Origin of the sequence: uncultured Algibacter sp. (assembly GCF_947495925.1) — a bacterium.
Taxonomy (GTDB): Bacteria; Bacteroidota; Bacteroidia; order Flavobacteriales; family Flavobacteriaceae; genus Algibacter_E.
Genome location: NZ_CANMAU010000002.1, coordinates 138,519 through 165,351, shown reverse-complemented (window position 1 = coordinate 165,351; position 26,833 = coordinate 138,519). Strand labels below are relative to the sequence as shown.

At 34.1% G+C, this 26,833-nt stretch carries 27 protein-coding genes; 16 read left to right on the top strand and 11 right to left on the bottom strand.

All coding sequences use genetic code 11. The features are described 5' to 3' along the window. Positions 1-2 precede the first annotated feature (2 nt). Genes hemF through Q0857_RS03995 form a run of 6 tightly spaced genes read left to right on the top strand, consistent with a single transcriptional unit; the run spans position 3 to position 4,881 of the window. Complete coding sequence (hemF, locus tag Q0857_RS04020; RefSeq protein ID WP_298532438.1) at positions 3-905, top strand: oxygen-dependent coproporphyrinogen oxidase; 903 nt, start codon at positions 3-5, stop codon at positions 903-905. Beyond that, a complete protein-coding gene (locus tag Q0857_RS04015; protein ID WP_298532436.1) occupies positions 896-1,879 on the top strand; it encodes a DUF4421 domain-containing protein in 984 nt (327 codons plus the stop codon). The genes hemF and Q0857_RS04015 overlap by 10 nt, the downstream gene beginning before the upstream one ends. Continuing rightward, positions 1,879-2,265 carry a YchJ family metal-binding protein gene (locus Q0857_RS04010; protein ID WP_298532435.1) on the top strand — a complete coding sequence of 129 codons (387 nt, stop codon included), beginning with the start codon at positions 1,879-1,881 and terminating at the stop codon, positions 2,263-2,265. The genes Q0857_RS04015 and Q0857_RS04010 overlap by 1 nt, the downstream gene beginning before the upstream one ends. An 8-nt stretch (positions 2,266-2,273) precedes the next feature. Then, the gene (gene hemB / locus Q0857_RS04005; protein ID WP_298532433.1) at positions 2,274-3,263 is read left to right on the top strand and encodes a porphobilinogen synthase; all 990 of its coding nucleotides are present in this window, start codon (positions 2,274-2,276) and stop codon (positions 3,261-3,263) included. Positions 3,264-3,286: 23 nt separating this feature from the next. Next, entirely contained in the window at positions 3,287-4,408 is a 1,122-nt protein-coding gene (locus Q0857_RS04000) for a CNNM domain-containing protein (RefSeq protein WP_298532432.1), read from the top strand. Further along, positions 4,408-4,881: a methylated-DNA--[protein]-cysteine S-methyltransferase gene (locus Q0857_RS03995; protein WP_298532430.1), complete on the top strand. Its 474-nt coding sequence runs from the start codon at positions 4,408-4,410 to the stop codon at positions 4,879-4,881. The genes Q0857_RS04000 and Q0857_RS03995 overlap by 1 nt, the downstream gene beginning before the upstream one ends. Here the strand turns inward: Q0857_RS03995 and Q0857_RS03990 are convergent. After that, positions 4,878-5,312, bottom strand: coding sequence for a cupin domain-containing protein (locus tag Q0857_RS03990; protein WP_298532428.1), 435 nt, complete (start codon positions 5,310-5,312; stop codon positions 4,878-4,880). The two genes, Q0857_RS03995 and Q0857_RS03990, sit on opposite strands and share 4 nt — an antisense overlap. A gap of 156 nt (positions 5,313-5,468) precedes the next feature. Between Q0857_RS03990 and Q0857_RS03985 the strand changes: the two genes are divergently transcribed. The 4 genes from Q0857_RS03985 (at position 5,469) to Q0857_RS03970 (ending at position 9,580) form a co-directional block, all read left to right on the top strand. Then, positions 5,469-5,981, top strand: coding sequence for a TetR/AcrR family transcriptional regulator (locus tag Q0857_RS03985; RefSeq protein ID WP_298532426.1), 513 nt, complete (start codon positions 5,469-5,471; stop codon positions 5,979-5,981). Between the two features lie 63 nt (positions 5,982-6,044). Next, a complete protein-coding gene (locus tag Q0857_RS03980; protein ID WP_298532423.1) occupies positions 6,045-7,190 on the top strand; it encodes a serine hydrolase in 1,146 nt (381 codons plus the stop codon). Continuing rightward, complete coding sequence (locus tag Q0857_RS03975; RefSeq protein WP_298532421.1) at positions 7,187-7,900, top strand: 3'-5' exonuclease; 714 nt, start codon at positions 7,187-7,189, stop codon at positions 7,898-7,900. Before Q0857_RS03980 ends, Q0857_RS03975 begins: the two co-directional genes overlap by 4 nt. Further along, positions 7,901-9,580: an ABC transporter ATP-binding protein gene (locus Q0857_RS03970; RefSeq protein ID WP_298532419.1), complete on the top strand. Its 1,680-nt coding sequence runs from the start codon at positions 7,901-7,903 to the stop codon at positions 9,578-9,580. Positions 9,581-9,953: 373 nt separating this feature from the next. Here Q0857_RS03970 and Q0857_RS03965 read toward each other — a convergent pair whose 3' ends face one another. From Q0857_RS03965 to Q0857_RS03930, 8 genes are all read right to left on the bottom strand, one after another. Beyond that, positions 9,954-10,607, bottom strand: coding sequence for a 3-oxoacid CoA-transferase subunit B (locus tag Q0857_RS03965; RefSeq protein ID WP_298532417.1), 654 nt, complete (start codon positions 10,605-10,607; stop codon positions 9,954-9,956). 97 nt (positions 10,608-10,704) lie between these two features. After that, complete coding sequence (locus Q0857_RS03960; RefSeq protein WP_298532415.1) at positions 10,705-11,406, bottom strand: CoA transferase subunit A; 702 nt, start codon at positions 11,404-11,406, stop codon at positions 10,705-10,707. Positions 11,407-11,535: 129 nt separating this feature from the next. Then, positions 11,536-13,881 (bottom strand): transglycosylase domain-containing protein, encoded by a 2,346-nt coding sequence (locus tag Q0857_RS03955; protein ID WP_298532413.1) that lies wholly within the window; start codon positions 13,879-13,881, stop codon positions 11,536-11,538. A 61-nt stretch (positions 13,882-13,942) separates the two neighbouring features. Beyond that, complete coding sequence (locus Q0857_RS03950; protein WP_298532411.1) at positions 13,943-14,437, bottom strand: gliding motility lipoprotein GldH; 495 nt, start codon at positions 14,435-14,437, stop codon at positions 13,943-13,945. Then, positions 14,424-15,689: a regulatory iron-sulfur-containing complex subunit RicT gene (locus Q0857_RS03945; protein ID WP_298532409.1), complete on the bottom strand. Its 1,266-nt coding sequence runs from the start codon at positions 15,687-15,689 to the stop codon at positions 14,424-14,426. Before Q0857_RS03945 ends, Q0857_RS03950 begins: the two co-directional genes overlap by 14 nt. A gap of 117 nt (positions 15,690-15,806) precedes the next feature. Beyond that, positions 15,807-16,037 carry a ferredoxin gene (locus Q0857_RS03940; RefSeq protein WP_298532407.1) on the bottom strand — a complete coding sequence of 77 codons (231 nt, stop codon included), beginning with the start codon at positions 16,035-16,037 and terminating at the stop codon, positions 15,807-15,809. After that, entirely contained in the window at positions 16,037-17,281 is a 1,245-nt protein-coding gene (locus tag Q0857_RS03935) for a peptidase U32 family protein (protein WP_298532406.1), read from the bottom strand. Before Q0857_RS03935 ends, Q0857_RS03940 begins: the two co-directional genes overlap by 1 nt. Positions 17,282-17,291: 10 nt before the next feature. After that, on the bottom strand, positions 17,292-18,365 hold the full coding sequence (locus Q0857_RS03930) for a rhodanese-related sulfurtransferase (protein WP_298532404.1): 1,074 nt from the start codon (positions 18,363-18,365) through the stop codon (positions 17,292-17,294). A gap of 367 nt (positions 18,366-18,732) precedes the next feature. Between Q0857_RS03930 and recA the strand changes: the two genes are divergently transcribed. The 3 genes from recA to Q0857_RS03915 all read left to right on the top strand — a co-directional run bounded on the left by recA (position 18,733) and on the right by Q0857_RS03915 (position 22,015). After that, a complete protein-coding gene (recA, locus tag Q0857_RS03925; RefSeq protein ID WP_298532401.1) occupies positions 18,733-19,734 on the top strand; it encodes a recombinase RecA in 1,002 nt (333 codons plus the stop codon). Between the two features lie 253 nt (positions 19,735-19,987). After that, positions 19,988-20,530 (top strand): sigma-70 family RNA polymerase sigma factor, encoded by a 543-nt coding sequence (locus Q0857_RS03920; protein WP_298533114.1) that lies wholly within the window; start codon positions 19,988-19,990, stop codon positions 20,528-20,530. Continuing rightward, entirely contained in the window at positions 20,531-22,015 is a 1,485-nt protein-coding gene (locus tag Q0857_RS03915; RefSeq protein ID WP_298532399.1) for a hypothetical protein, read from the top strand. Positions 22,016-22,099: 84 nt separating this feature from the next. Here the strand turns inward: Q0857_RS03915 and Q0857_RS03910 are convergent, their stop codons facing one another. Continuing rightward, positions 22,100-22,837, bottom strand: a complete 738-nt coding sequence (locus tag Q0857_RS03910; RefSeq protein ID WP_298532397.1) for a 1-acyl-sn-glycerol-3-phosphate acyltransferase — start codon at positions 22,835-22,837, stop codon at positions 22,100-22,102. 63 nt (positions 22,838-22,900) lie between these two features. Between Q0857_RS03910 and Q0857_RS03905 the strand changes: the two genes are divergently transcribed. From Q0857_RS03905 to Q0857_RS03895, 3 genes are all read left to right on the top strand, one after another. Continuing rightward, entirely contained in the window at positions 22,901-23,137 is a 237-nt protein-coding gene (locus Q0857_RS03905) for a GlsB/YeaQ/YmgE family stress response membrane protein (protein WP_298532395.1), read from the top strand. A gap of 85 nt (positions 23,138-23,222) precedes the next feature. Beyond that, positions 23,223-24,191, top strand: a complete 969-nt coding sequence (gene trpS, locus Q0857_RS03900; RefSeq protein WP_298532393.1) for a tryptophan--tRNA ligase — start codon at positions 23,223-23,225, stop codon at positions 24,189-24,191. Positions 24,192-24,205: 14 nt separating this feature from the next. Next, complete coding sequence (locus tag Q0857_RS03895; protein WP_298532391.1) at positions 24,206-25,678, top strand: hypothetical protein; 1,473 nt, start codon at positions 24,206-24,208, stop codon at positions 25,676-25,678. Here the strand turns inward: Q0857_RS03895 and dprA are convergent. Beyond that, positions 25,675-26,778, bottom strand: a complete 1,104-nt coding sequence (gene dprA / locus Q0857_RS03890; RefSeq protein WP_298532389.1) for a DNA-processing protein DprA — start codon at positions 26,776-26,778, stop codon at positions 25,675-25,677. The genes Q0857_RS03895 and dprA overlap by 4 nt on opposite strands. Positions 26,779-26,833 lie beyond the last annotated feature (55 nt).

The window sequence follows — 26,833 nt, the reverse complement described above, 5'->3', positions numbered from 1 at the left end:
TTATGAAAAACGCATTCTATCAATACATACAAGAATTACAAGATCGTATTACATCTAAACTAGAGCACCTTGACGGAAAGACTAAGTTTCAAGAAGATATTTGGAAACGACCGGAAGGCGGCGGCGGACGCACCCGTGTCATAGAAAACGGAAACGTTTTTGAAAAAGGTGGTGTTAATATTTCTGGTGTTCATGGCGAATTACCAAAATCTATGCAAGCCTACTTTAAAGTAGGAGATGTTGATTTTTTTGCCTGTGGCTTGAGCCTAGTATTACATCCTAAAAACCCTATGGTTCCAACCGTTCATGCTAACTGGCGTTATTTTGAAATGTATGACGAAGATGGTAGTATCATAGATAGCTGGTTTGGAGGCGGACAAGATTTAACGCCTTATTATTTATTTGAAGAAGACGCAACACATTTTCATCAAATTTGTAAAACAGCTTGCGACAAACATAATCCGGACTTTTATCCAACATATAAAAAACGCTGTGATGAATATTTTTATAATGCCCACAGAAATGAAGGCAGAGGCATTGGTGGCTTATTTTTCGATTATTGCAAGGCATCAAACAACATGACTATGAAAAACTGGTATAACTTTGTCACAGAAGTGGGTGATAGTTTTTTAGAGGCTTATGTGCCTATTGTCGAAAAAAGAAAAGATTTACCTTATTCTGACGCCCAGCGTAACTGGCAAGAAATAAGAAGAGGTCGTTATGTAGAATTTAATTTAGTTCATGATAAGGGCACGCTTTTCGGACTAAAAACCAATGGCCGCATAGAAAGTATTCTAATGAGTTTACCACCTCATGTGCAGTGGGTATATGACCATCATCCTGAATCAGGAAGTGAAGAAGAGAAACTCCTTAAAGTATTGGCATCCCCAAAATCATGGGTTTAACAAAAAAAATATTTTTAATTCTAATTACATTTCTAGGGAATCTGTCCTGGTCACAAGACAGCATACCCGCTTTGGTATCATCAGATTCCATAAAATACAAAGTTCAGTTTTCAGATAAAATTACGGGACGATTATTTTTTGTTAACACTTCTAACTCTGTAAATGTACAAAGTAGAAACCAAGATGTTGATTACAATTTAATACCGAACAAACAGGATCGTTTAGGCGCATCCATTGCATTTCGTGCAATTGCATTGTCCTTTTCCTTTGCGCCTAGCTTTTTGTCTGAGAATAAAGACAATGAAGATTCTAGATTATTTAACCTTCGCTTAAAAGGGTTTTTCGGACAGTGGTTGCAAACTTTTAATCTATATGAGCAAAAAGGGTTTTTTATTGAAATACCAGAATTAGGTATAGACAGTTACCTACCAAAAGTAAAATCATTAAAGATAGGTGGCAGCACGTCATATATCTTTAATGAAAATTTCTCTTATCGCGCCATAGTATCACAAGACGAAAAGCAATTAGTTAGCGCCGGAACCTTCATGCCTACCATAGTGTATTATTACACAAAATATGACCTTATAGACGATACTATAGATGAAGACTTCCATTCATACGATTTGGCCTTTGCGCCCTCATACACCTACAATTGGGTGCCAAGTAAGAACTTCTTAATTTCGGCAGGAGGCTCAGTGGGTATTGGTGTCAATTATAGTAAAACGGAAACTGAATCGCTTACCTCAATTTTAACAGAGTTGAATTTTAGAGCCTCTATTGTTTACGACAAGAATAATCTATATTTGGGCGGCCATTATAGCTATTTAGTATTAAACCATAATGCAGATCGCACAACATATATTAAAGACAATATTCCTTATTTCGAACTATTTATCGGGTACCGCTTTAAAGCTCCTAAAAAATTAGTAGCAAAGGCCAATACTATTGACGAAAAACTACACTTAAAAAAGTAATGAATTGTTATTGTGGTAACTTAAAAGACTATGTGAATTGTTGTGAAAAAATTCATAAAGATTTGACTAATGCCATCACTGCAGAACAACTTATGCGTTCTAGATACTCTGCTTTTGTTTTAGCAAATGGTGATTTCTTGATGAAAAGCCATCACAGTAAAACGCGACCAACATCAGAAAAAAAAGCTATTGTAGCTTGGGCAAAATCCGTAAATTGGATTAAACTAGAAATAATAGATACTACCATGGGTCTTGAAAACGACACCAATGGAACTGTGACATTTAATGCCTATTTTTACCAGCATGGAAAAGTGGATGTAATCCATGAAAAATCGGCATTTAAAAAAGAAAACAAACACTGGAAATACTTAGGATTGAGTAAATAAAAAATAATATGTTCCCATTACGAAGAAATAGAAGACTAAGAGCCAATGAAGCCATACGATCATTAGTTCGAGAAACCATAATTACCCCAAACGATTTTCTAGTACCGCTCTTTGTAGTTGAAGGCAAAGGAATTAAAGATGAAATTCCATCCATGCCCAATTACTTTCGATATAGTTTAGATCTGCTTGAAGGCGAGGTGAAAGAACTTTGGAATCTGGGTTTAAAATCGGTTTTACTTTTTGTGAAAGTACCCGACAATTTAAAAGATAACAAAGGTGCTGAAGCTTTAAATCCAGACGGCTTAATGCAACGCGCTATTAAAACGGTTAAAAATGTGTGTCCGGATATGTTGGTCATGACCGATGTGGCTTTAGACCCATATTCTGCTTATGGCCATGATGGTATTATTGAAAATGGACAAATAGTAAACGACCCTACCGCAGAGTTTTTAGCAGAAATGAGTATTTCCCATGCTGAGGCAGGGGCCAATTTTGTAGCACCAAGTGATATGATGGATGGGCGTATTTTAACCATTCGTGAAGCTTTAGAAGATGAAGGTTTCATAAATACAGGTATCATGAGCTATTCAGCTAAATATGCTTCGGCCTTTTACGGCCCTTTTCGTGATGCTCTAGATTCTGCTCCAGTAGATCTGGCAGATATTCCTAAAGATAAAAAAACCTATCAAATGGATTTTAGTAATCGCTTTGAAGCCATTAGAGAAACCGAAATGGATATTGATGAAGGGGCAGACATTGTTATGGTTAAACCAGGTATTTCATATCTTGATATTCTAAGAGAAATAAAAAACGAAGTAGATGTTCCTGTGGCTGTATATCAAGTATCAGGAGAATATGCTATGATTAAAGCGGCTGCTGAAAAAGGTTGGTTAGATCATGATCAAATTATGATGGAAACAACCATAGCATTTAAAAGAGCTGGCGCAGATATTATTGCTTCTTATTTTGCTAAAGATGTTGTGAAATTGATTTCGTAAATTAGCTCTAAACAAAACAATTAATGGCACTACTTTTATTCTACGGAATCATTTCCATTTTCTTTTCATTCTTATGTTCAATTCTTGAAGCTGTTTTATTAAGTGTAACACCCACATTTATAAACGTTAAAAAAAAAGAAAACAAAGCTTATGCGATAGAACTCGAAGCTTTAAAAAAGGATGTAGACCGTCCGTTAATCGCCATATTAACGCTTAATACTATTGCCCATACTGTTGGTGCAATTTTGGTAGGTGTGCAGGCCAAAGTAGCCTATGTAGAGTTATATGGTTCGCAAACTACAAGTTTTTTAGGGGTTGAGTTTACAGAAGAAATTATGGTAGGTGTGGTCTCCTCAATCATGACCATACTTATTTTAGTTGCTTCAGAAATCATTCCAAAAACAATAGGCGCAACCTATTGGAAAGGTTTAGCAAATTTTACCACAACCGCATTAAAAATTTTAATATTTCCACTTAAGTGGACTGGTATTTTATGGCTATTACAATTAACCACAAAGTTAATTGGTGGTAAAGGCCATCATGGAAGCGTTTTAAGTAGAGAAGATTTTCATGTAATGACAGATATGGCTCATGAGGAAGGTGTATTTCAAGAGAATGAAAGTAAAATCATTAAAAACCTACTCACGTTTAAAGATGTTTTTGCCAAAGACGTGATGACGCCCAGAACAGTTATGAAAACTGAAGATGAAACAACGACGGTTGAAAACTTTTTTAAACAAAATTTAAACCTTCGTTTCTCAAGAATACCCGTTTATAAAAATGATTCCGATAATATTACTGGTCTTGTTTTAAAAGATGAGATTTTCAAAGAAATGGCTTTAGATAACAACTCTAAAAAACTTTCCGAACTTAAACGTGATATTATTGTTGTTGATAGAGATTTACCGATTCCCGTTTTATTCGAAAAATTGGTAGAAACGCGTAATCATATGGCTTTGGTTGTTGATGAATACGGCTCTGTAAGTGGCTTACTTACCATGGAAGATGTTATTGAAACCCTACTTGGCCTTGAAATTATGGACGAGAGCGATAATGTCTCAGATTTGCAGCATTTGGCTAGAAAAAGCTGGGAAGCACGAGCAAAAAAACTAGGAATATTAGAAAGCGATAAACCAAAACAATAATGGAAAGCTGTATCATTAATTCGCCTTTAGGATGTACTAAAATTATTGGTGATAACGATGGCATAAATTCGGTTATCGTTCTTAATTCTGAAGAAAAAATTACAGATATTATTCCTACTGAATTAGAAGATTGTGCAATTCAACTCAACGAATATTTTGAAGGGGCTCGTAAGGAATTCAACTTAAAATTAAATCCACAAGGCACTGATTTTCAAAAAAAAGTCTGGAAACAATTGGAATGTATACCATTTGGCAAAACAATATCTTATCTTAAATTATCACAACAATTAGGAGATGTAAAAGCAATTAGAGCCGTAGCAAATGCCAATGGTAAAAATCCGCTTTGGATTATAACTCCTTGCCACCGTGTGATTGGAAGTGACGGATCACTAACAGGGTACGCTGGAGGACTGTACCGTAAACAATGGTTATTGGAGCATGAAAGCCCCTATAAACAACAGTCTTTGTTTTAAGTTTTAATCTGCATATCATAATTTGAGGCTGTCATTATAACTTCGTTAATAATACTTTCTGAAACGGATTTAGCTTGCGCATTTTCAACATGGGCCTCAATACCAACATTTTCAAAAAAACGCCTAAAGCCTTTTGGACTATGAATATTCACCCATTTACAAGGCCTGTCGCTAACGTTGCTAAAGGTATGAACAGTATTTTCAGGCAAATCAACAGTCTCACCTGCCTTGACGACTTTTACCTCTCCTGAAACCATAAATTGCATTTCCCCTTCTGTGATTAAAAAACTCTCTTTTAAACTTGTATGAACATGCGGTGGTGGCCCTGGAACCCCTGCTGGTGTTTCGCCAAAAGCTAAATCATAATCACCAGAAGTATCATGTAATGTTACTTTGTGCCCCAAAACCCATTTTGTAATTGTATTTTTCATTTTATGAGATTTTTGTCTCACAAATATAAAATTTGTTTTTGAGTTTTCAAATATTTATAAGACATTTGTCTCATGAATAAATTCTCTTTAGAAAGCGGGCGTATAAAACAAAAACAACAAACACGACAAATCATACTAAAAACAACTCAACAATTATTGAAAAGCCCTCAGTTATTAAGTTTAGACGAAATTGCCAAAGCAGCAGGTATTTCAAGAGCAACTATCTACAGGTATTTCTCAAATATTGATGTACTTTGCTCAGAAGCCAGCTTAGATTTAATAACACAATCAACTGAATCTATTTTCGATGACATTGAACACCTCCCCATTATTGATCGCATATTACACATACAATCTTACTTTAATGATTTGGCACTTCAAAATGAAACAGCCTTTCGCAAATATTTAAGCATTTACCTTAAAGACTCTAACACTACAAAAAAATCCACTCGTGGTTCTAGACGTACCGCTGCGCTGAAGCTCGCACTTAGCCCATACAGGAATCAAATGGATCCTCAAGATTATAAACATCTAATCACCTCGGCAACCGCTTTAATGGGTATTGAATCTGTAATCGTCTCTAAAGATGTGTGCCGACTATCTAATAAAGACACTGAAAAGCATTTACATTGGGGGTTACGCAAAATTCTCGAATCGGTCTTTAATTAATAGCAACTCAAATCTTACTTTAAGCTTATAATTATTATATTTATTACAACTAAATTAATTGTAATGAATTTCCTTAAAAAACTATTTAAATGGTTGGCTATTGGTATAGGTCTAATCATCCTTTTGCTTTATATTTTTGATTATAGCTATATTCTTAGAGGAATTAAGGTGGTGTATTTTACCGGGCATAAAACAGCTTTTATTGATGACTACCCCTATTTTGAAAATGACACTATTAAAAAAGGAAGCCAGACAGATTCATGGCCTTTTCATATAGATTATAACACGGTAAAAGAAACAAAAAAACTAGAACAAGTTAATAAGGACTGGGGCACAGTAGCATATCTTATTATCAAAAACGATAGTATTTGGTTTGAGAAATACTTTGATGGATTTAACGAATCGTCCAAAACTAATTCATTCTCAATGGCAAAAAGCATTACCTCTGCCATGTTAGGTAAAGCGATAATGGATGGGTATATTGAAAATTTGGACCAGCCTATTAGTGATTTTTATCCACAGTATGAGTATGCAAAAACCACTGTTGGCGATTTATCATCAATGGCATCTGGTTTAAATTGGGTTGAGCACTATACAAGTCCCTTTTCTTTAACTGCTCGAGCAAATTACGATGATGATTTAGCGGAAACCATGTTAGAGCAAAAAGTAGTTAAAACTCCCGGAAAAGCCTTTGAATATTTAAGCGGAAGCACGCAATTATTAGGCATGATTATTCAAAAAGCTACAGGTAAAACTCTTGCTAAATATTTATCTGAAAGTTTTTGGGAACCCATGGGAGCTTCTGACGACGCGCTTTGGCAATTAGATGACGACAAGAATAGATTGGCAAAAACATTTTGTTGTATCTCGAGCAATGCAAGAGATTTTGCCCGCTTTGGAAAGCTCTATAAAGATTATGGTAAATGGAATGGCGAACAGTTATTAGATTCGGCCTTTGTGGCAAAAAGTGTTACTCCAAGATTTAAAGAAAACCCCGTTTACGGTTATGGTTGGTGGCTAAAGGAAATAAACAACAAGAATTTTTTTATGATGCGTGGTCACCTAGGGCAATATGTTTTAGTGGAACCAGACGACAATATTATTGTCGTACGTTTAGGCCATAGAAAATCACCAGATGAAGGTATTGGTCAATTTACTGAGGATATTTCTATTTACATAGAAGAAGCTTATAAAATGCTTGAAAAATGATTAGCAGACTAAATCTTGAAAACATTTTATTTCTAGATATTGAAACGGTTCCTGAAACTCAATACTTCTCTGATTTAGACGAAACCAAACAAGCCTTGTGGGATCATAAATCAAAGTATCAGCGAAAAGAAGATTATACAGCTGAAGAATTTTATGATCGTGCTGGTATTTGGGCTGAATTCGGGAAAATAGTTTGTATATCCGTTGGTTATTTTAATATCCAAGGTGATTTAAGAAAATTTAGAACAACCTCTTTCTTTGGTGATGAAATTAAAATTTTAAAAGATTTTAAAAACCTTTTAGAAACGCATTTTAATCAGACTAAACATTTACTTTGTGCTCACAATGGTAAAGAATTTGACTTTCCTTACATTGCACGCCGAATTTTAATTCATAATATTGAGTTGCCTTATAAGCTAAACCTCTTTGGCAAAAAACCTTGGGAAGTACCACATTTAGACACCTTAGAATTATGGAAATTTGGAGATTACAAAACCTATACCTCTTTAAAATTAATGACTAATGTTTTGGGAATTCCATCTCCTAAAGACGATATTGATGGCAGTGAAGTCTGTCGCGTATTTTATGAAGACCAAGATATTGATAGAATTGTAATTTATTGTGAAAAAGACACGATTGCTGTAGCTCAAATTTTTTTACGACTACGTGGTGATACTATTTTATCAGATGACGAAATTATACATATTTAAATGCCAGAAACGCCCATTTTAAAAGTTGAAAATCTTACCATTTCATTTGGTAAAAATGAAGTTATCCATAATATTTCATACATTTTAAAACAAAATGAAATTCTGGGCATTGTTGGAGAATCAGGCTCTGGGAAATCGGTATCTTCTTTAGCTATTTTGGGACTTCTTCCAAAACATATTTCAAAAATAAATTCTGGAAACATCACTTATAATCAACATGATTTAACAAAACTTTCTTCAAAATTATTTCAAAGCATTAGGGGCAATAAAATTGCAATGATTTTTCAAGAACCCATGAGTTCTTTAAACCCTTCGATGACTTGCGGGAAACAAGTACAAGAAATACTTGTCCAACACACTAACCTATCTAAAAAAAATATTCAGGAAGAAACAATTTTGCTTTTTGAAAAAGTAAAACTTCCCAACCCTAAACGTATGTTTAGCGCTTATCCGCACGAAATATCTGGTGGGCAAAAGCAACGGGTTATGATTGCCATAGCTATTGCCTGTAAACCCGATATTTTAATAGCCGATGAACCAACTACCGCTTTAGATGTTACGGTTCAAAAAGAGATTGTAAGCCTACTGAAAGAGTTACAAGTTGAAACTAAAATGAGTATTATTTTCATCACGCACGATCTTGCACTCATTTCTGAAATTGCCAATAGAGTTTTGGTTATGTACAAAGGTAATATTGTTGAACAAGGCTTAGCCACAGAAATATTCGAAAATCCAAAACACAATTATACAAAAGCATTAATAAACTCTAGACCTTCTCTAGATACAAGATTAAAAAAATTACCTACGATACAAGATTTTTTGGATCATCAGATTTCCACTGAAATTATTTCAAAAGATCAACGCCATAAAAATCACGAAAAACTTTATAGTAATCCACCATTATTAGAAGTTATAAATGTTGAGAAAGAATACGTTTCAAAATCTGGCTTATTTACTAAACCCGCATCATTCAAAGCGGTTAACAACGTTAGTTTTAAACTGTATGAAGGTGAAACTTTGGGACTGGTAGGTGAATCTGGCTGCGGAAAATCAACTTTGGGTAATGCTATTTTACAATTAGATAAAGCTACCGCAGGTAAAATTATTTATAAGGGTATTGATATTACTAAATTATCGAAAACGGAGACAAGGACACTTAGAAAGGATATTCAAATCATCTTTCAAGACCCTTATTCATCTTTAAACCCAAGAACTCCTATTGGACAAGCAATCATGGAGCCCATGCAGGTTCATAACCTCTATGCTACTAATTCTGAGAGAAAGGAAAAAGTTATTGATATATTAAAAAGAGTTGGACTCTCTGAAGACTATTTTAACCGTTACCCACATGAATTTTCTGGCGGACAAAGGCAGCGCATTGGTATAGCAAGAACTATTGCTTTGCAACCCAAATTAATTGTTTGCGACGAATCGGTCTCTGCATTAGATATATCGGTTCAAGCCCAAGTTTTAAACCTTTTAAATGAACTTAAAGAAGATTTTGGCTTTACTTATATCTTTATTTCGCATGATCTGGCGGTTGTAAAATATATGTCTGATCAACTATTAGTTATGAATCAGGGTAAAATCGAAGAATTAGATGATGCCGATGTTATTTATTATAACCCTAAAAAAGAATACACTAAAAAATTAATTGAGGCGATCCCAAAAGGGCTTTAATAAAAAAAAGCCTTACTCAAGTAAACCTCAGTAACGCTTTTATATTTTTAAACTGTGCTATTACTAGACAAGCATAAAAATCTTCTTTGTTAAATAAAGCAAGCTTTTTAAAAACTGCATATTTTCTTTAACAGTTTCTTTGAATTTGCTTTCTTCATTAGTAGGTAGTTCAGGTAGATTTGTTGCAATATTCATATGTATTAAATTTTCTTGAAGATTTACAGGGAAATCTAAGGTTATCTGGTTATTTTTTGGACTACTAATATCTAATTTATTTTCAAAATATTCGGTTAAAACCAAATAAAATCGACAAAATGCAATTTTATTTAACTTTTTATCGATAATGAGTAGGTTTATTCTTAGAATTGTATTTCTAGATATTCATTTCAGGAATCTCTCCATCTACAATCAACACCCCTTCAGTAGCATTTTTAATATCTTCTACAGAAACTCCAGGCGCACGTTCTAAGAGTTTAAAACCAGATTCATTTACCTCAAGAACAGCAAGATTTGTCACCACTTTTCTTACGCAACCTACTCCCGTTAAAGGCAAATTACACTTTTTAAGCAATTTAGACTCACCTCGCTTATTAGTGTGCATCATGGCCACAATAATATTTTCAGCGCTCGCCACTAAATCCATTGCTCCCCCCATTCCTTTAACCATTTTTCCAGGTATTTTCCAATTGGCTATATCCCCATTCTCCGCAACTTCCATAGCCCCCAAAATGGTTAAGTCTACATGCTGACCTCTAATCATAGAAAAACTCAGCGCTGAATCAAAAAAGCTTGCTCCAGGCAGGGTTGTTATTGTCTGTTTCCCAGCATTTATAACGTCGGCATCCTCATCACCCTCAAATGGAAATGGTCCCATACCTAATACTCCATTTTCACTTTGAAATTCAACTTCTATATCATGTCTAACATAATTAGCCACAAGAGTTGGTATGCCAATCCCCAGATTTACATAATATCCATCTTGTACCTCTTTTGCAATACGCTTAGCTATTCCGTTTTTATCTAACATGTTTTACTTTTAGGTTTCTAAAACTTTAAGCACTTAAGGTTGAAAATTACTACAGGTACCTTTTAAATTTACTGTATTGCGAGTACTTATATTTTTACTAACTCCTTTGTCTTACCGTTCGTTGCTCAATGCGTTTCTCATATACTTCTCCTTGAAAAATACGTTGCACAAAAATTCCAGGAATATGTATTTGATTGGGATCTAAAGTTCCCAAAGGAACCAATTCCTCTACCTCGGCAACAGTAACTTTTGCGGCACCGCACATATTAGGATTAAAATTTCTTGCTGTCCCTTTAAATATTAAATTCCCGGCCTCATCGCCTTTCCATGCTTTTACAAAGGCAAAATCAGCTTTAAAAGCATGCTCTAAAACATACATCTTGCCATCAAATTCTCTTGTTTCCTTGCCGTTGGCAACTTCAGTACCATAACCTGCCGGTGTATACACAGCCGGAAAACCAGCTTGAGCAGCGCGACACCTTTCAGCCAAAGTTCCTTGTGGAATAAGTTCTACATCTAACTCTCCCGAAAGCATTTGTCTTTCAAATTCATCATTTTCCCCGACATAAGAAGATACCATTTTTTTTATTTGCTTTTTTTGAAGTAATAATCCTAAACCAAAATCGTCTACGCCTGCATTGTTAGAAATACAAGTCAGTCCACTCACTCCAAGTTTAACCAATTCTGAAATGGCATTTTCAGGAATACCGCTTAATCCAAATCCACCAAGCATAAGCGTCATACCATTTGAAACCCCTTGAAGTGCTTCCAGGACATTTTCGACTTTTTTATTAATCATTCTTAAGCATTTTTTGCTTCCTAAATTTACAAATAAATGCATAAAAAGTTGAAAATAATATCAAATAAAAAACCATCCTATATCAGAATGGTTTTTTAATCTATTTTGTATCAAAAAAGTCTATATAAACTAAAAATCCAAATCATCAGGTGTCTCTTCTTCTTGATCTTCTTTTGCATCACTATAATCAATTTGAGAACAGTCTACTCGAATTGATAAGTTTTTAGGTTCTACAAAATCGGCTTTAGAAATATTAAGTTCTTCATCGGCATAACAACTCTTCATATATATCCCCCAAATAGGTAAAGCCATAGCTGCACCTTGACCATAAGTAATAGATTTAAAGTGCACTGACCTTTCTTCTCCTCCAACCCAAACTCCTGTAACTAAATTTGGCACCATACCCATAAACCAACCATCACTTTGATTTTGTGTTGTTCCTGTTTTACCAGCAATAGGGTTTGTAAATTCATAAGGGTACCCAGTGATGACTTCTCTATAATCTGCTCGATAAGCATCACGACCTTTACCCCTTAATCTTGCACCATTTCCTGACTGGGTTACCCCCTCCATTAGTTTTACTGAAACATAAGCTGTTTCAGCACTTAAAACATCTCTTGTTTCTGGTTTAAACTGATACAATAATGTGCCATTTTTATCTTCAATACTAGTTACCATAACTGGTTTGGTATACACCCCTTGATTTGCAAATGTTGAATATGCCCCAACCATTTCATAGACGCTAATTTCAGCCACGCCTAAAGCTATGGCTGGCACAGGAAGTAATTCAGATTCAACACCTAATTTCTCAACTAAATCCACAACTGTTTGAGGGCCTACTTTATCTACCAATCTAGCAGTTATCGTATTTACAGAATTTGCTAAAGCATTTTTTAAAGTTCTTGTTCCTCCATAATCATTTTCACCATTTGAATTTCTAGGGCACCATTCCTCAGGGTTTCCAAATTTATTTTTCTCTATACAAAACGGAGTATCAGGAAATTCATCGCAAGGTGAGTAATGTAATTGATCTATGGCCGCTGTATACACAAATGGTTTAAAAGTTGAGCCCACCTGTCGTTTACCTTGTTTAACCATATCGTACTGAAAGTGTCTGTAATTCATACCTCCAACCCAGGCTTTAACATGTCCTGTTTGTGGGTCCATAGACATCATCCCTGTTCGTAAAAAGGTCTTATAATATCTCATAGAATCAATAGGCTTCATGATGGTGTCAATTTCAGAAGGTTTTCCATCTTTCCATGCGAAGACAGACATTTGAGTTGGCTTTTGAAATGATTCTTCTATCTCTTCATTAGATTTTTTCAAATCATATTTCATATGTCTCCAGCGCTCTGATTGCCTCATGGAGCGCTTCATCAAACCATTAATTTCGCTTTGATCTAAGTCTAAAAAGGGAGCCGTAGGGTTTCTTTGTGGTGTATTTTGATTAAAAAATTCCGCTTGCAACCTAGGCATATGCTGTTGCACAGCATCTTCGGCATAAGTTTGCATACGTGAATCGATAGTCGTATAAATTTTTAAACCATCGTTATATAAATTATATTTTGTTCCATCTGGTTTTGGGTTTTTCTTAATCCAATCTTTCATAAAACCATCTAGATAACCTCTAAAATAGGTTGCAATTCCTTCGCGATGCGATTCTGGTGAATAGTCTAAATCTAATTCTGTTTTTTGAAGCGAATCTTTTAATTTCTCATCTATATAATCATACTTATACATTTGACCCAAAACAACATTCCTCCTATTTTTTACTCCAACCGGATTTCTATGAGGTCTAGGGTTATAAAAAGAAGAATTCTGACACATACCAACCAACATAGCCGATTCCTTTATGTCAAGTTCTATTGGTTCTTTTCCAAAATATATTCTCGATGCACTCCTTATCCCATCCGCATTATTACCAAAATCATAAATATTAAAATATTGTGCTATTATTTCCTCTTTGGTATATTGACGCTCTAAACGAATAGCAATAATCCATTCTTTCATTTTTTGAAGAACTCTCTTAACAATATTACCAGATGCTTTTTCTGTAAAAAGCAACTTTGCTAATTGTTGAGAAATAGTACTTGCTCCACCTCTTGTACCTAAAAAAGCAAAAGCTCTTAATGTTCCTATCCCATCAATTCCTGAATGCTCATGAAAACGAGCATCTTCAGTAGCAATTAAAGCATCCACTAAATTCTGTGGTAATTGATCATAACTTACTGGCGTTCGGTTATCTTTAAGATAAAATTTACCCAAGGTGTTTCCGTCTGAAGAAATAATTTCAGTAGCTAAATGCGTTTTAGGGTTTTCAAGCACCGTATGATCTGGTAAGTCTCCAAATATTGATGTCAATAAAAACGCTAATATTAAAGAAGCAAAACCTCCTATAAATAACATCCAAAACCATCGGATGTATTTTGAAAAATCTTGAACTGCTTTTGTTTGTTTTTTTGCTTTTGCCATGTACTATTTATTAATACATCTTGATACTATTCCGCCAAAGCGCAATCACTCGATGTGACATTTATTTATTTAAAATATTTTCAACTCTAAAACCAATATCTGTTATACCTTCCAACTCAACAATACCATTTACTTTTCCATTTTCTCTCATGGCGTGTTGAATATTTACAGTATATTCTCCTGATTCTTGAAATACCACCTGTTCTTTATACCACAGTTTATTTTCTTTTACATCTGTATACCCCGTGCCTAAAAGTTTTCCACTAGGTTCGGCCATGCGATATTCCAAAGTATCTTTTACCGTTTTACCATGGGGAAAAACCATTTCAACGATTAAGTACAAATTATTAAATTTATAACTGTTTGTATTTCTTAAATTAACGAACAAATTATAAGCATTTGTTGAATCTGGAGGATTGACTTTAAAGGTAATAACAGAATCCTTATGCCACTTGTTTGGTACAGATTTATACTTATCGAATACCTGATTTGAGTCACAACCCATAAAAACAAAACAAATCATCAAAAAAACTAATACGATTCTATTTTGTGGCATTTTTACTGTTTTGAGGTTTTCTTCTATTGTTTTTGTTTCTAGGCTTCTGGTTAGGATTTTTACTGGAACCCGTATTTTTTGATCCTGAACTCTTATTAGATGCCGTGTTTTTACTTCCTTGATTTCCCTTCCTTCTATTATTTCTACGTTTTTTATTACGTTTTGGACCATCAAAACGCGTTAAACTATCTTGACCTACAACGTTCTCAAATTCTGTTTTAGTATCTTCTACAAGGTCTGATGCATATTCTTCAAGACTGGCAATCTTTTTCTTAGTCTTATTTATTTCTATAATTTCATTAGCCTGAACTGTAGTGATTTTGTGCCAGTTCATCCACTCTCCTTCGTAGGCATACCACATATGTCCCTTAAAAATATCGGTTTTCTGGCAGACTGCTGCTCCTTTTTCAGTATAAAGTTTAGTATCTGTTTTTGGGAAACTTTTTAAGGCATCTAAATAGGTGTCTAACTCATAATTTAAACAGCATTTTAATTTACCACATTGCCCTGCAAGCTTTTGAGGGTTTAATGATAATTGCTGATAGCGTGCAGCAGATGTACTTACTGAACGAAAATCTGTTAACCATGTAGAGCAACATAATTCGCGACCACAGGAACCAATACCTCCAAGTCTAGCGGCTTCTTGACGAAAGCCTACTTGTTTCATTTCAATACGTGTTCTAAACTCCCGAGCAAAAACTTTTATGAGTTCTCTAAAGTCAACACGTTCTTCAGCGGTATAATAAAATGTGGCTTTACTAGCATCCCCTTGAAATTCAATATCTGAAATTTTCATTGAAAGTTTCAAATCAATTGCAAATTGGCGTGCTTTCACTTTCATAGCCTCTTCCTTATCCCGAGCCTTTTGCCAAATATCAATATCTTTCTGTGATGCTTTTCTGTAGATTTTAAGCGCTTCTTCTATATTTTCGGCTATGTTTTTACGCTTCATTTGAACACGTACTAACTCCCCTGTTAAGGTAATCATACCGATATCATGACCTGCCTTAGCTTGTGTTGCAACGATATCACCAATACTTAAGGTTAAATTTTCTGTATTGTGGTAATACTCTTTTCTACCGTTCTTATAACGAACTTCTACCCAATTAAAAGGTTTTTCTCCGTTTGGAAGAGACATGTTTGATAACCAATCAAATACGGTTAATTTATTACAACTGTCCGTCCCACAAGTACCATTATTTTTGCAACCCTTTGGAGAGCCGTCTTTAGTCGAGCAACTTGCGCAAGCCATATTTTATATATTGAATTCGTTAATAATTTAGATTATTACGAATGGAAGTTCATACCTGTTTTCTAATCTGTAAATATATGATTATTCTCAGGACTTAAAAAGGAAGATGACAACAAGTTAGACCTGTTTTACAGATATAATTTTTACTGGACATGCCTTAGCAGCATTATCAGACGCTTCGAAAATTAATTCATCATGAGATTTTAAAGTAAAAAACCCTTTTTTGTCGTTAGAATGAAGCAACACGGACTTACCATCTTTCTTTGACATTTGAAATTGATCTGGCGCCAACTCTACACAATAATTACAGCCAATACATTTTTTACGTTGTAATGTGATGACTACCATTAAGCTTCAACTTTATGTTCTACTATTTTATATAGTTTATCAGACTGCCGAATTCTAAAAGGCAGCTTCATGGTTATCATATCGCCTTTTGTGCCTTCACTTAATTTTTGATCGTTTACTAATAATTCTTCAACAACCAATTCTTGTGCTCCGGTAGTTGGACCTGTTATTAAAATAGTATCGCCAACATTAATATTATAAGCTTCAATTTTAAATTCTCCAACTTGAGCTTTAGGAAAAAAATGAGTCCCCTTACCAATGTAGACTTTCTTCTGTGTTGCATGAGACCCAGAACCTTTACTCCACTCACCCAATTTTTGGCCTAGGTAGTAACCACTCCAAAAACCTCTGTTATAAACTGTTTCTAAGGTCTGCATCCAAGAAACAACTTCTTCTTTGCTATATGTACCATTCTCAATACTATCTATCGCTTCGCGATAGCACTTAATAACCTTAGCAACATACTCTGGTGCACGACCCCGACCTTCAATTTTTAAAACCTTGATTCCAGCATCTACGACCTCATCTAAAAAGTCAATAGTACATAAATCTTTGGGAGACATGATATACTCATTATCTAGCTCCATTTCAAAACCAGTTTCTTGGTCTATAACCGTATATTTTTTTCTGCAATTTTGCTTACAAGCTCCTCGATTAGCTGACGAATTTTGCGAATGCAAACTCATATAACACTTACCCGAAACAGCCATACATAAAGCACCATGACCAAAAATTTCTATTTCAACTAAATTCCCAGAAGGTCCTGTGATTTGTTCTTTTTCAATCTGTTCTGTTATCTTTTTAACCTGACGTAAACTCAATTCTCTACTTAACACCATAGTGTCGGCAAACATGGCATAAAACTTAACAGTTTCAATGTTCGTTACATTAATTTGAGTAGAAATATGAACCTCCATTTGCGCTTCTCTTGCCATGGCAATTACCGCTTGATCCATAGCTATTACCGCCGTAATATTTGCTTCCTTTGCTTTATTTACTAAGGTTTTTACAATAGATAAATCGTGGTCGTAAACTATCGTGTTAAGCGTTAAATAACTCCTTACACCTTTTAATTCACAGCGTTTTGCAATTTCTGGTAAATCATCTAAAGTGAAATTTATAGACGCTCTGGCTCGCATATTTAATTGCTCTACTCCAAAATAAACCGAATCTGCTCCATTATCTAAAGCGGCCTGCAATGATTCAAAGTTACCAGCAGGTGCCATTAATTCTATCTTTTGCATAATTTCAGATTTATTTTTTATCCCCCTTTAGAGTTTCAAAAATATTTCGCAAATCTTTCTTATATGTTAAATGGTCTGCTCGTCCTTTCTTGAAAATATCATTACTATTGCCCTGCCCTTTGCGAAGTTCTTTTTGCTCTTCAAAAGGCAAAGCATGAATCTCTTTACAATTCGTAGAGCAGCAATTATTCATCTCTGCTTTACAAGTATCACACTGAATAAATAATAAATGACAAGCATCATTAGCACAATTGGTATGTACATCAAAAGGAGTACCGCATTGATGACAATTTGCAATTACGTCATCACTTATTTTTTCAGCTCGACGTTCATCAAAAACAAAATTTTTACCTATAAATTTGTTTTCAAGACTTTTATCCTTTATTTGCCTTGTGTATTCAATTATCCCTCCTTCCAACTGATATACATTTTTAAAACCTTTGTGTTTAAAATATGCGCTGGCCTTTTCGCACCGGATACCTCCCGTGCAATACATCACTAAATTTTTATCCTCCTTATGGTCTTTTAAATCATCTTCAATAATATCTAAAGATTCTCTAAATGTATCCACATCGGGTGTAACCGCATTTTTAAAATGCCCTATTTCACTTTCGTAATGGTTTCGCATATCTACCAATACTGTTTTATCGTCCTCAATAAGTTCATTGAATGCATCAGCATCAACATGAACACCTTTATTGGTAACGTCAAACGTATCATCATTCAATCCATCGGCTACAATTTTATTTCTCACCTTAACCTTTAATTTTAAAAAGGACATATTATCTTGCTCAACAGCTATATTAAGTCTAATGTCTTTTAGAAAATCTATGGTGTCTAAATGCGTTTTAAATTCATTAAAACGTTCGGCTGGCAATGACAACTGACCATTAATGCCCTCGGTAGCCACATAAATACGACCCAAAACATCTAGTTTATCCCAGACAATAAATAACTGATCTCTAAATTCTTGCGGATTGCCAATTTTGGCATATTGATAAAAAGAAAGTGTTAATCGATCTTTCCCTGCTTTTTCGATTAATTCTACTCTTTCTTTTGCGCTTAACTTATTGTACAGTTGCATGCTATACTAATTTTTAAGGTTATTGCCGCACAACGCGACATAAAGAAATATTTTAAGTTGCAAAAATACACATTTAATAAGATGTTACAATTGCTTGTATAAAAAAAAGCACCTAAATCTCTTTAAGTGCCTTTTCAAGTTAGTTTGAGTTAGTCGTTGTTATTTCTTTGGTAAATTTATAGCAACAATTCTCCTTAGTTTATTAACTAGATACAGAATACTAATAAAGGTTGCGTCTTGAATTTGATTTATTTTTTTAAGTGGTTCAAAAGCTGAATTATTTTGCCAATATATGTTGACAACTATTATTGTTAGATGACAAAAGATATAGTATTTTAGCATGAATAATTCAGAAAAAAATAGATAAATGAGCAGTGAAAAAGACGCTAAATTAAAAGCACTTAAACTTACATTAGATAAACTAGATAAAGCATACGGAAAGGGAACAGTAATGAAAATGAGCGATGCCGCTATACAAGATGTAGAGGCGATATCTTCAGGCTCTTTGGGTTTAGATATTGCTTTGGGCGTTGGTGGTTATCCAAGAGGTAGAGTCATCGAAATTTATGGGCCTGAGTCATCAGGAAAAACCACATTAACATTACATGCCATAGCCGAAGCTCAAAAATCTGGTGGTATTGCTGCTTTTATAGATGCAGAACATGCATTTGACAGGTTTTATGCAGAGAAATTAGGTGTGGACATTGAGAATTTAATCATATCACAACCTGATAATGGAGAGCAGGCTTTAGAAATTGCCGATAACCTAATTCGATCTGGTGCTATTGATATTGTTGTGGTCGATTCAGTTGCAGCTTTAACCCCTAAGAGTGAAATAGAAGGTGAAATGGGAGACTCAAAAATGGGGCTTCATGCGCGTTTAATGTCTCAAGCTCTTAGAAAACTAACAGCATCAATTAGCAAAACCAATTGTACCGTGATTTTCATTAATCAGTTGCGCGAAAAAATTGGTGTGATGTTTGGAAACCCAGAAACTACTACAGGTGGTAACGCTCTTAAATTTTACGCGTCTGTTAGGTTAGACATAAGACGTTCTACACAAATAAAAAGTACAGACGGAGGAGTTATGGGTAATAAAACCCGAGTTAAAGTAGTTAAAAATAAGGTTGCACCTCCATTTAAAATGGCCGAATTTGATATCATGTATGGTGAGGGCGTATCAAAAGTTGGTGAAATTTTAGATCTAGCTGTAGACTTTGAAGTGGTTAAAAAAAGTGGCTCTTGGTTTAGTTATGACGAAACAAAATTAGGCCAAGGTAGAGATGCTGTTAAGGCGCTTATAAAAGACAACCCTGAACTCATGGATGAATTAGAATCCAAAGTCAGGGCACTTGTGTCAGAAAAGTAATTTAAAATCCCGTTAATTCGGGATTTTTTTTGCCTTTCACGCAACCTTTTTAAACCTTCAACATCTTTATCTTACAAGCATGTATTTGCGTTTTACTCTCAGCTTGTTTTTAGTGAAAAAATTATTGTAATTTGCTAGAGACTTGATAATAAGACAATTTAACGGTTTCATATTTAAACCGTTTATGTAAATCTATTTTGATGTTATGAGAGTATTCATGATTGAATAAATTATTAATTAATACATGTTTAATTTGGGTTTAGAACAACTCATAGAAAATTGTAAGAAGCAAAATACTAAAGCACAAGGAGAACTCTACAAGCTATTTTCTAGCAAGTTATTCACCATATGCCTTAAGTATTCCAGAAATCGTGTTGAAGCAGAAGATAATCTGCAAGACGCTTTTTTAACAATTTTCAAAAAAATTGAACAATATAAGAACAAAGGCTCATTTGAAGGCTGGATAAAGCGAATAACGGTAAACACTGTATTACAACGCTATAGGAATGAAAAAGTTTTTGATCTTGTAAATGAAAATAGTATTGAAGATACGACTGTAGAAATTGAAGAAGACTCCATTTCCATTGATTATCTTCTTGAAATTATTCAAGAATTACCAGACAGATATCGATTGGTTTTTAATCTTTATGTTTTGGATGGTTATTCGCATAAGGACATAGCAGATATGTTAAGTATAAATATTGGAACCTCAAAATCAAATTTAGCTCGTGCTAGGCAAATTTTGAGACAAACTATTGAGCATTATAAAACAGTGCAGCAATCGCAATCATTATAAATGAGTGAAAAGAAACATATAGACAGAATATTTCAGGAAAGCTTTAAGGACTTTGAAGTTTCGCCAAGTGATACGGTATGGACAAAAATTGAAGCAGAGCTAGAAGCCAAGAAGAAAAAGCGTCGCATAATTCCTATTTGGTGGCGCTATGCTGGTGTTGCTGCTTTACTATTATTGTTTTTATCTATAGGAGGGATGTATTTGAATAACCCTGAGGAAGGCTCAAATAATATTATAGTTGATAGTAATGTAGAAACAAATACTATCCCAGGTAATAACTCTTCTAGTAATCATTCATCAAATAAAATAAGTGAATCAGAAGTAAATGATACCGCGCCTCATGGAAGTCATTTTTCAGAGCCTAAAGAAAATTTGCCTATAGCACAACCCAAAACTTCTACTATTGCAAGTTCAAACTCAAAAGTTAATACCGAAACCTTAGTTTCAATAAACAATAACAAAGATAAATCTGAACTTGCCAAAAATCATTCTTCCGAAGAAGCAATGGCTCCTAAAAAATCTTTAGGTAAAAACAGGTCGGGCGTTATCGTTAATAATAATGAAAACAATATTTTAAATAATAATGTTTCTCATGATAAGAGCTTACAAGAAAGTATGATTCCTGAGAATTCTTTAAATAACATAGCTTTAGCTGAAGATAAAGACAAAATTCAAGAGAATAAGATTGAAAACAACCCTGAGTCTGCCGTTAGCGCTTTGACTATTGAAGAAGCCATGGATAAAAACAAAGACCTTATTCAAGGTGATAAACCTGAAAATCGCTGGAGCGTTGCGCCAAATATAGCTCCTGTTTATTTTAACACGCTTAATGAAGGTTCGTCTATAGATGGACAATTCAATTCTAATTCCAAAACTGGAGATGTAAACATGAGTTATGGTATCTCTACAAGTTACGCTTTAAACAAAAAGCTTAAAGTAAGGTCTGGTATTAACAAAGTAAATTTGGGCTACAATACGAATGACGTTATTACTTTTCGGTCCACCGCAAGAAGCAGTAGTTCACTTAAAAACGTTGATGCGGCGAATAATGGTTTAGCCGTTGCAAGCGATCAATCTCAAGAAAGTAACATAGCGTTTTCAAATAATGCTGCTGTGGGAACAAATTCTACTATTAACCAATCCTTTGGATACATTGAAGTTCCGCTTGAAATCCAGTATACATTTGTTGACAAAAGATTAGGGGTCAATGTTATTGGCGGGTTTAGTTCTTTCTTTTTAGATAGTAATGAAATTTATTCTGAAAGAGAAAACGGAGCTAGGACCTTTTTAGGTGAAGCTAATAATATCAATGACGTAAGTTATAGTGCTAATTTAGGTTTAGGTTTAAATTATAAGTTCTCTAAAAAAATTGATTTAAATTTAGAACCTACTTTTAAATACCAATTCAATACATTTAATAATACATCTGGTAATTTTACCCCGTTTTTTATTGGAGTATATACCGGATTTGCAATAAAATTCTAGGTTTTTGGTTAGATCTAGATATTGATTTTCATTTAAGCTCGAAAGTCAATATCAAAAAATTGCTTGTTCTCTCAAGCAGTTTTTTTATGTCTTAAAAGTTTGTAGTTGATCAGCTATTATTTTTCTGGATGTATCATTTAAATACTTTGTGTCTTCGGTTGTTAATCCTTTAGTTGAAATAAACTCATGTACTTTTACACGCATTTTTCCAGGCCCTCCACTAAAAAAAGTATACGATAAACGTTTTTTATTATCACCAAATGTAATAGGTACAATAGGGATTTGATGATTAATAGCTAACCTAAACGCACCATCCTTAAATTCATCCAACTCAATATCCTCTTCTGGAACACCTCCCTCAGGAAAAATACAAATGCTCAACCCTGATTGCAGCCTGCGCTGTGCTCTTAAAAATACAGCCTGCCTACTTTTAGGCGAACTTCGGTCAACTAAAATACACGTTCGCTTATAAAAGAATCCAAAAAGAGGGATTTTTGCCAATTCAGCCTTTCCAACAAAAACAAACGGGTTTTTTACCGTAACCAGCATCAGCATTATATCGGCCATAGACGTATGGTTAGCAATAAACATATAGCTTTCATTTCTTTTAGGAGTTTCATCACGCTTAATACGATATGCAAACCCCATACCAATAAGAATAAATTTAGCCCATAAGCGTGCTAGTCTAAAAAAGAAAGGATACCAAGACTCTCGCGAAATTGAAATTAATAAAATAGGAAATAAAATGAGTATAGGCAAAGTCACCAAAACGTAAAACCAAATACGATAAAGTGTCCAAAATATATATTTTAAAATTTTCATGAGCCCTAAAAGTACTATTATAAATTGATTATCTTTAAATCACATAACTTAAAATATTGAATTATGATTTATGCATTAATAATTGGAACTATTGCAGGTTGGCTAGCAGGAAAGCTAATGAAAGGTGGCGGTTTCGGGCTACTATTAAATATTGTTATTGGTATTGTTGGGGGTATTGTTGGCAACTGGTTATTTTCAACACTTGGCATTAGTTTAATGAGCGGGTTAATTGGTGATATTTTAACAGGAGTTATTGGTGCATGTGCCGTTTTATTTATTGCTGGTTTGTTTAAAAAGTAAAGAATTGTAAATTTTAATAAAAGTGAGTAAGGTACTCTTTTTTATTGCATAACTTATATTTAAATTAGCGGCTTATTGAAAAACTATGGCGCGTATACTTACAGGTATTCAAAGTACAGGAACACCACATTTAGGAAACATTTTAGGAGCAATACTTCCAGCTATCAAAATGGCTGAAAATCCGCAAAATGACTCTTATTTATTCATTGCAAACTTGCACACCTTAACTCAAATTAAGGATGCAAACACGCTGCGTGAAAACACGTATTCTACTGCCGCTACTTGGTTAGCTTTTGGATTGGACGTAAATAAAACAGTGTTTTACAGACAAAGCGACATTCCACAAGTAACAGAATTATCATGGTATTTAAGTTGCTTTTTTCCATATCAACGTTTAACCTTGGCGCATAGTTTTAAAGACAAAGCGGACCGGTTGGAAGATGTAAATTCAGGTTTATTTACGTATCCTATGCTTATGGCAGCGGATATATTGCTTTATGACGCCGAAATTATACCTGTAGGGAAAGACCAGTTACAACATATTGAAATGACCCGTGACGTCGCCTCTCGCTTTCATGCTAAAGTTGGCGAAACTTTTGTAATGCCAGAGGGCAAAATACAAGAAAACACGATGCTTATCCCCGGAACGGATGGCGAAAAAATGAGTAAAAGTAGAAATAACACCATCAATATCTTTCTCGCCGACAAAAAGCTACGCAAACAAATTATGGGCATTCAAACGGACAGCACACCACTTGAAGATCCTAAAGATTGGAAAACCTGCAATTGCTTTGCGATTTATAGTTTATTGGCCAATGATGCTCAAATAGAAACTATGAAAGCTAATTATGAAAATGGCAATTTTGGTTACGGTCATGCCAAACAAGAACTTTATGAGCTCATAATAGAAAAATTTGCTATTGAGCGAGAAAAATACAATTACTACATGAGCAACCTTCCAGAAATTGATAAGGCTTTAGCAGTTGGTGCTGAAAAAGCAACCTTAGTTGCTAATGATGTCTTAAAACGGGTTAGAGAAAAAGTTGGGTATTAATTAAACCGAAAATTATGTTTAAGAAAGCTTTCTTATTGTCTTTATTAGCTATCTGTAATTTTCATGCCCAAAACGGTTTATCATTTTCCTCGAATAAAAAAATCTATATAAAAGGCCACTCCACATTAATAGGAAATAATATTGTAAGTACACACTCAACTAAAACATACAAAGGCAGCTCATTCAATGACGTTTTAAATTTAAAATATATAGATGTTGATAAGAATAAAAACACATTTAGTTCTAGTCAAGCCACTTTAACAATAGATCTTAAAAAACCCAAAATAGCATATGCAGCATTGTACTGGAGTGCTATATACAGATATGATAAAGGACGTACTATTACAAAAAATTTAACGGGACATAATAAGAATATTAAACAAATGTTTTATGAGGGGGATGAAGTGCGCTCAACCGATGTAAATAACGTTTTGTTTAAAACCCCAAACAATGAGTATCGTACTATTAAAGGCAATATTATTTATGATAGTTTCAATAGAGAACATGCCTTTCCAGAAACCAAGCCATACGTTTGTTATGCCGATGTAACTTCCATATTACAAAATTTAAAACAAATTAATGGAGATTATACGGTAGCCAATATAAAAGCAACACAAGGGATGCTCTCTGGCGGCGCTGCTGGAGGATGGTTATTATACGTTATATATGAAGATGAACATACTACGCCAAAGTACTTCACAGCATACAACGGTTTTATAAATGTTTTTAAAAAGCCTGTAGACATTGTTTTTGAGGACTTTAAAGCTCCCGAAATAGGTCAAATAAAAACAGCTCTTTTACTTGGAGCCCTAGAGGGTGATAAAAAATTTAAAACCGATTTTTGTTCTTTTCTAGATTACAAAAGCGAAACATACATCCCGCTTTTTAATAAACTTAGGCCAAGATTGAACTTTTTTAATGGTAGTATTACCATAAACGACAACCTTTATAGTAATAGACTACCCAATAATGAAAACACTTTAGGGTTTGATTTATTAAAAATTCAAATCCCTAATTCTGACAATAGCATTATATCAAACAATATGAGACATGCTCAGGTAAGTTTTAACTCAAAAGCGGATCAATTCTATTTGTTTTTTGTTGCTTTTGAAACGGAAATAAATCCTATTTTCTTAGAAAGTAAAACTAATACTGAATCTATTTTAGTTATTGAAAAAAATAAAATACCTGTAATAGACCAAGACCTTGAAAAAATTAAAAACCTTACGCCAATATCTATACCTTCCATTGAAAAAGGATATTATTTAGTAACTAATGTATTTTCTTCTAAAAGTAATGCCTTAAAATGGATGGCCAATTTAAAAGAGAAAGGCTTCGACACCAAATCTTATATTAATCCTGAAAATAATTGGACCTACGTTTATTTAGATCGAGATGAAGACCCTGTTCTAATTTATGAAAGACAGAACGAGCTTTCAAAACTAGATTATTTCGAAGATATCTGGATTTTAAAAATCAATTTTTAAACCACTTCAAATAATTTACCCGGAAGCGGTCTAACTACACCCTTTAGCTCCAGATTAAGTAAAATACCAGCCACTTTAAAAATAGGCAGATCACAATTAATCGCAATAACATCCAATTGCTGTTTCTCATTTGCTTTTAAGTAATTATAAATTACTTTTTCTGTAGCACTTAATTCAACAAAAAGCTGTTTCTGAATTATTGGTTGCTTATCATCTTCCAATTTCCATCCCAAAATATATGGAATATCAAGTGGTGTTGTCAACATATGTGCTCTTTGCTGCTTTATTAAATTATTACATCCTACGCTTTGATTATCTGCAATTCTACCTGGTACGGCAAAAATATCCCTATTGTAAGAACTCGCTATATCGGCTGTTACCAAACTTCCGCCTTTTTCAGCAGATTCTATTACAATAGTTGCTTCACTTAAGCCTGCAATAATTCTATTCCGTTTTAAAAAATTATTCTTATCAAATGTATCTGTACTCCAAAAATCAGAGAAAAACCCACCATTCTTCTCCATATCCACCATATATTTTTTATGAACTTTAGGGTAAATTTGATTCAATCCATGGGCTAAACATGCTATAGTTTGCAAATTGTTCTTCATTGCAGCTTTATGCGCTGTAATATCCGTTCCATAGGCAAACCCAGAAACAATAATTGGATTATAGGGTGTCAACTTTTCAATTAAGTTTTCACAAAATGAAACCCCGTTGGTGGTTATTTTTCGGGCTCCAACAATGCTTATAATATGTTGTTGTTTTAAACCAATTTTTCCTGTTTGAAATAGTAAAATTGGTCCATCAATGCAATGCTTGAGTTTTTCGGGGTAATCATTATCTTGAAAATAAGACACTTCAATGCCATTACCCTTTATAAACTCTAATTCTTTTTCAGCTTCTTTTAAATGATTAGCTTTAATAAGCTCATTCACACTTATACTCCCAATACCGTCTATTTTTAGTAGGTTTTGCTTCTTTTCCTTTAACACGGCTTCGGCCGAACCACAGTGCCCAATAAGGCGTTTTGCAGTAATATCGCCAATATTATGTACATGTTGAAGCGCTAATGTGTAAAGCAAATCATTTTCTGTCATGCTACCTCGTTGATTATAAAGTTACAATAAAAGGATTTTTGCAGTGTTAATAAAT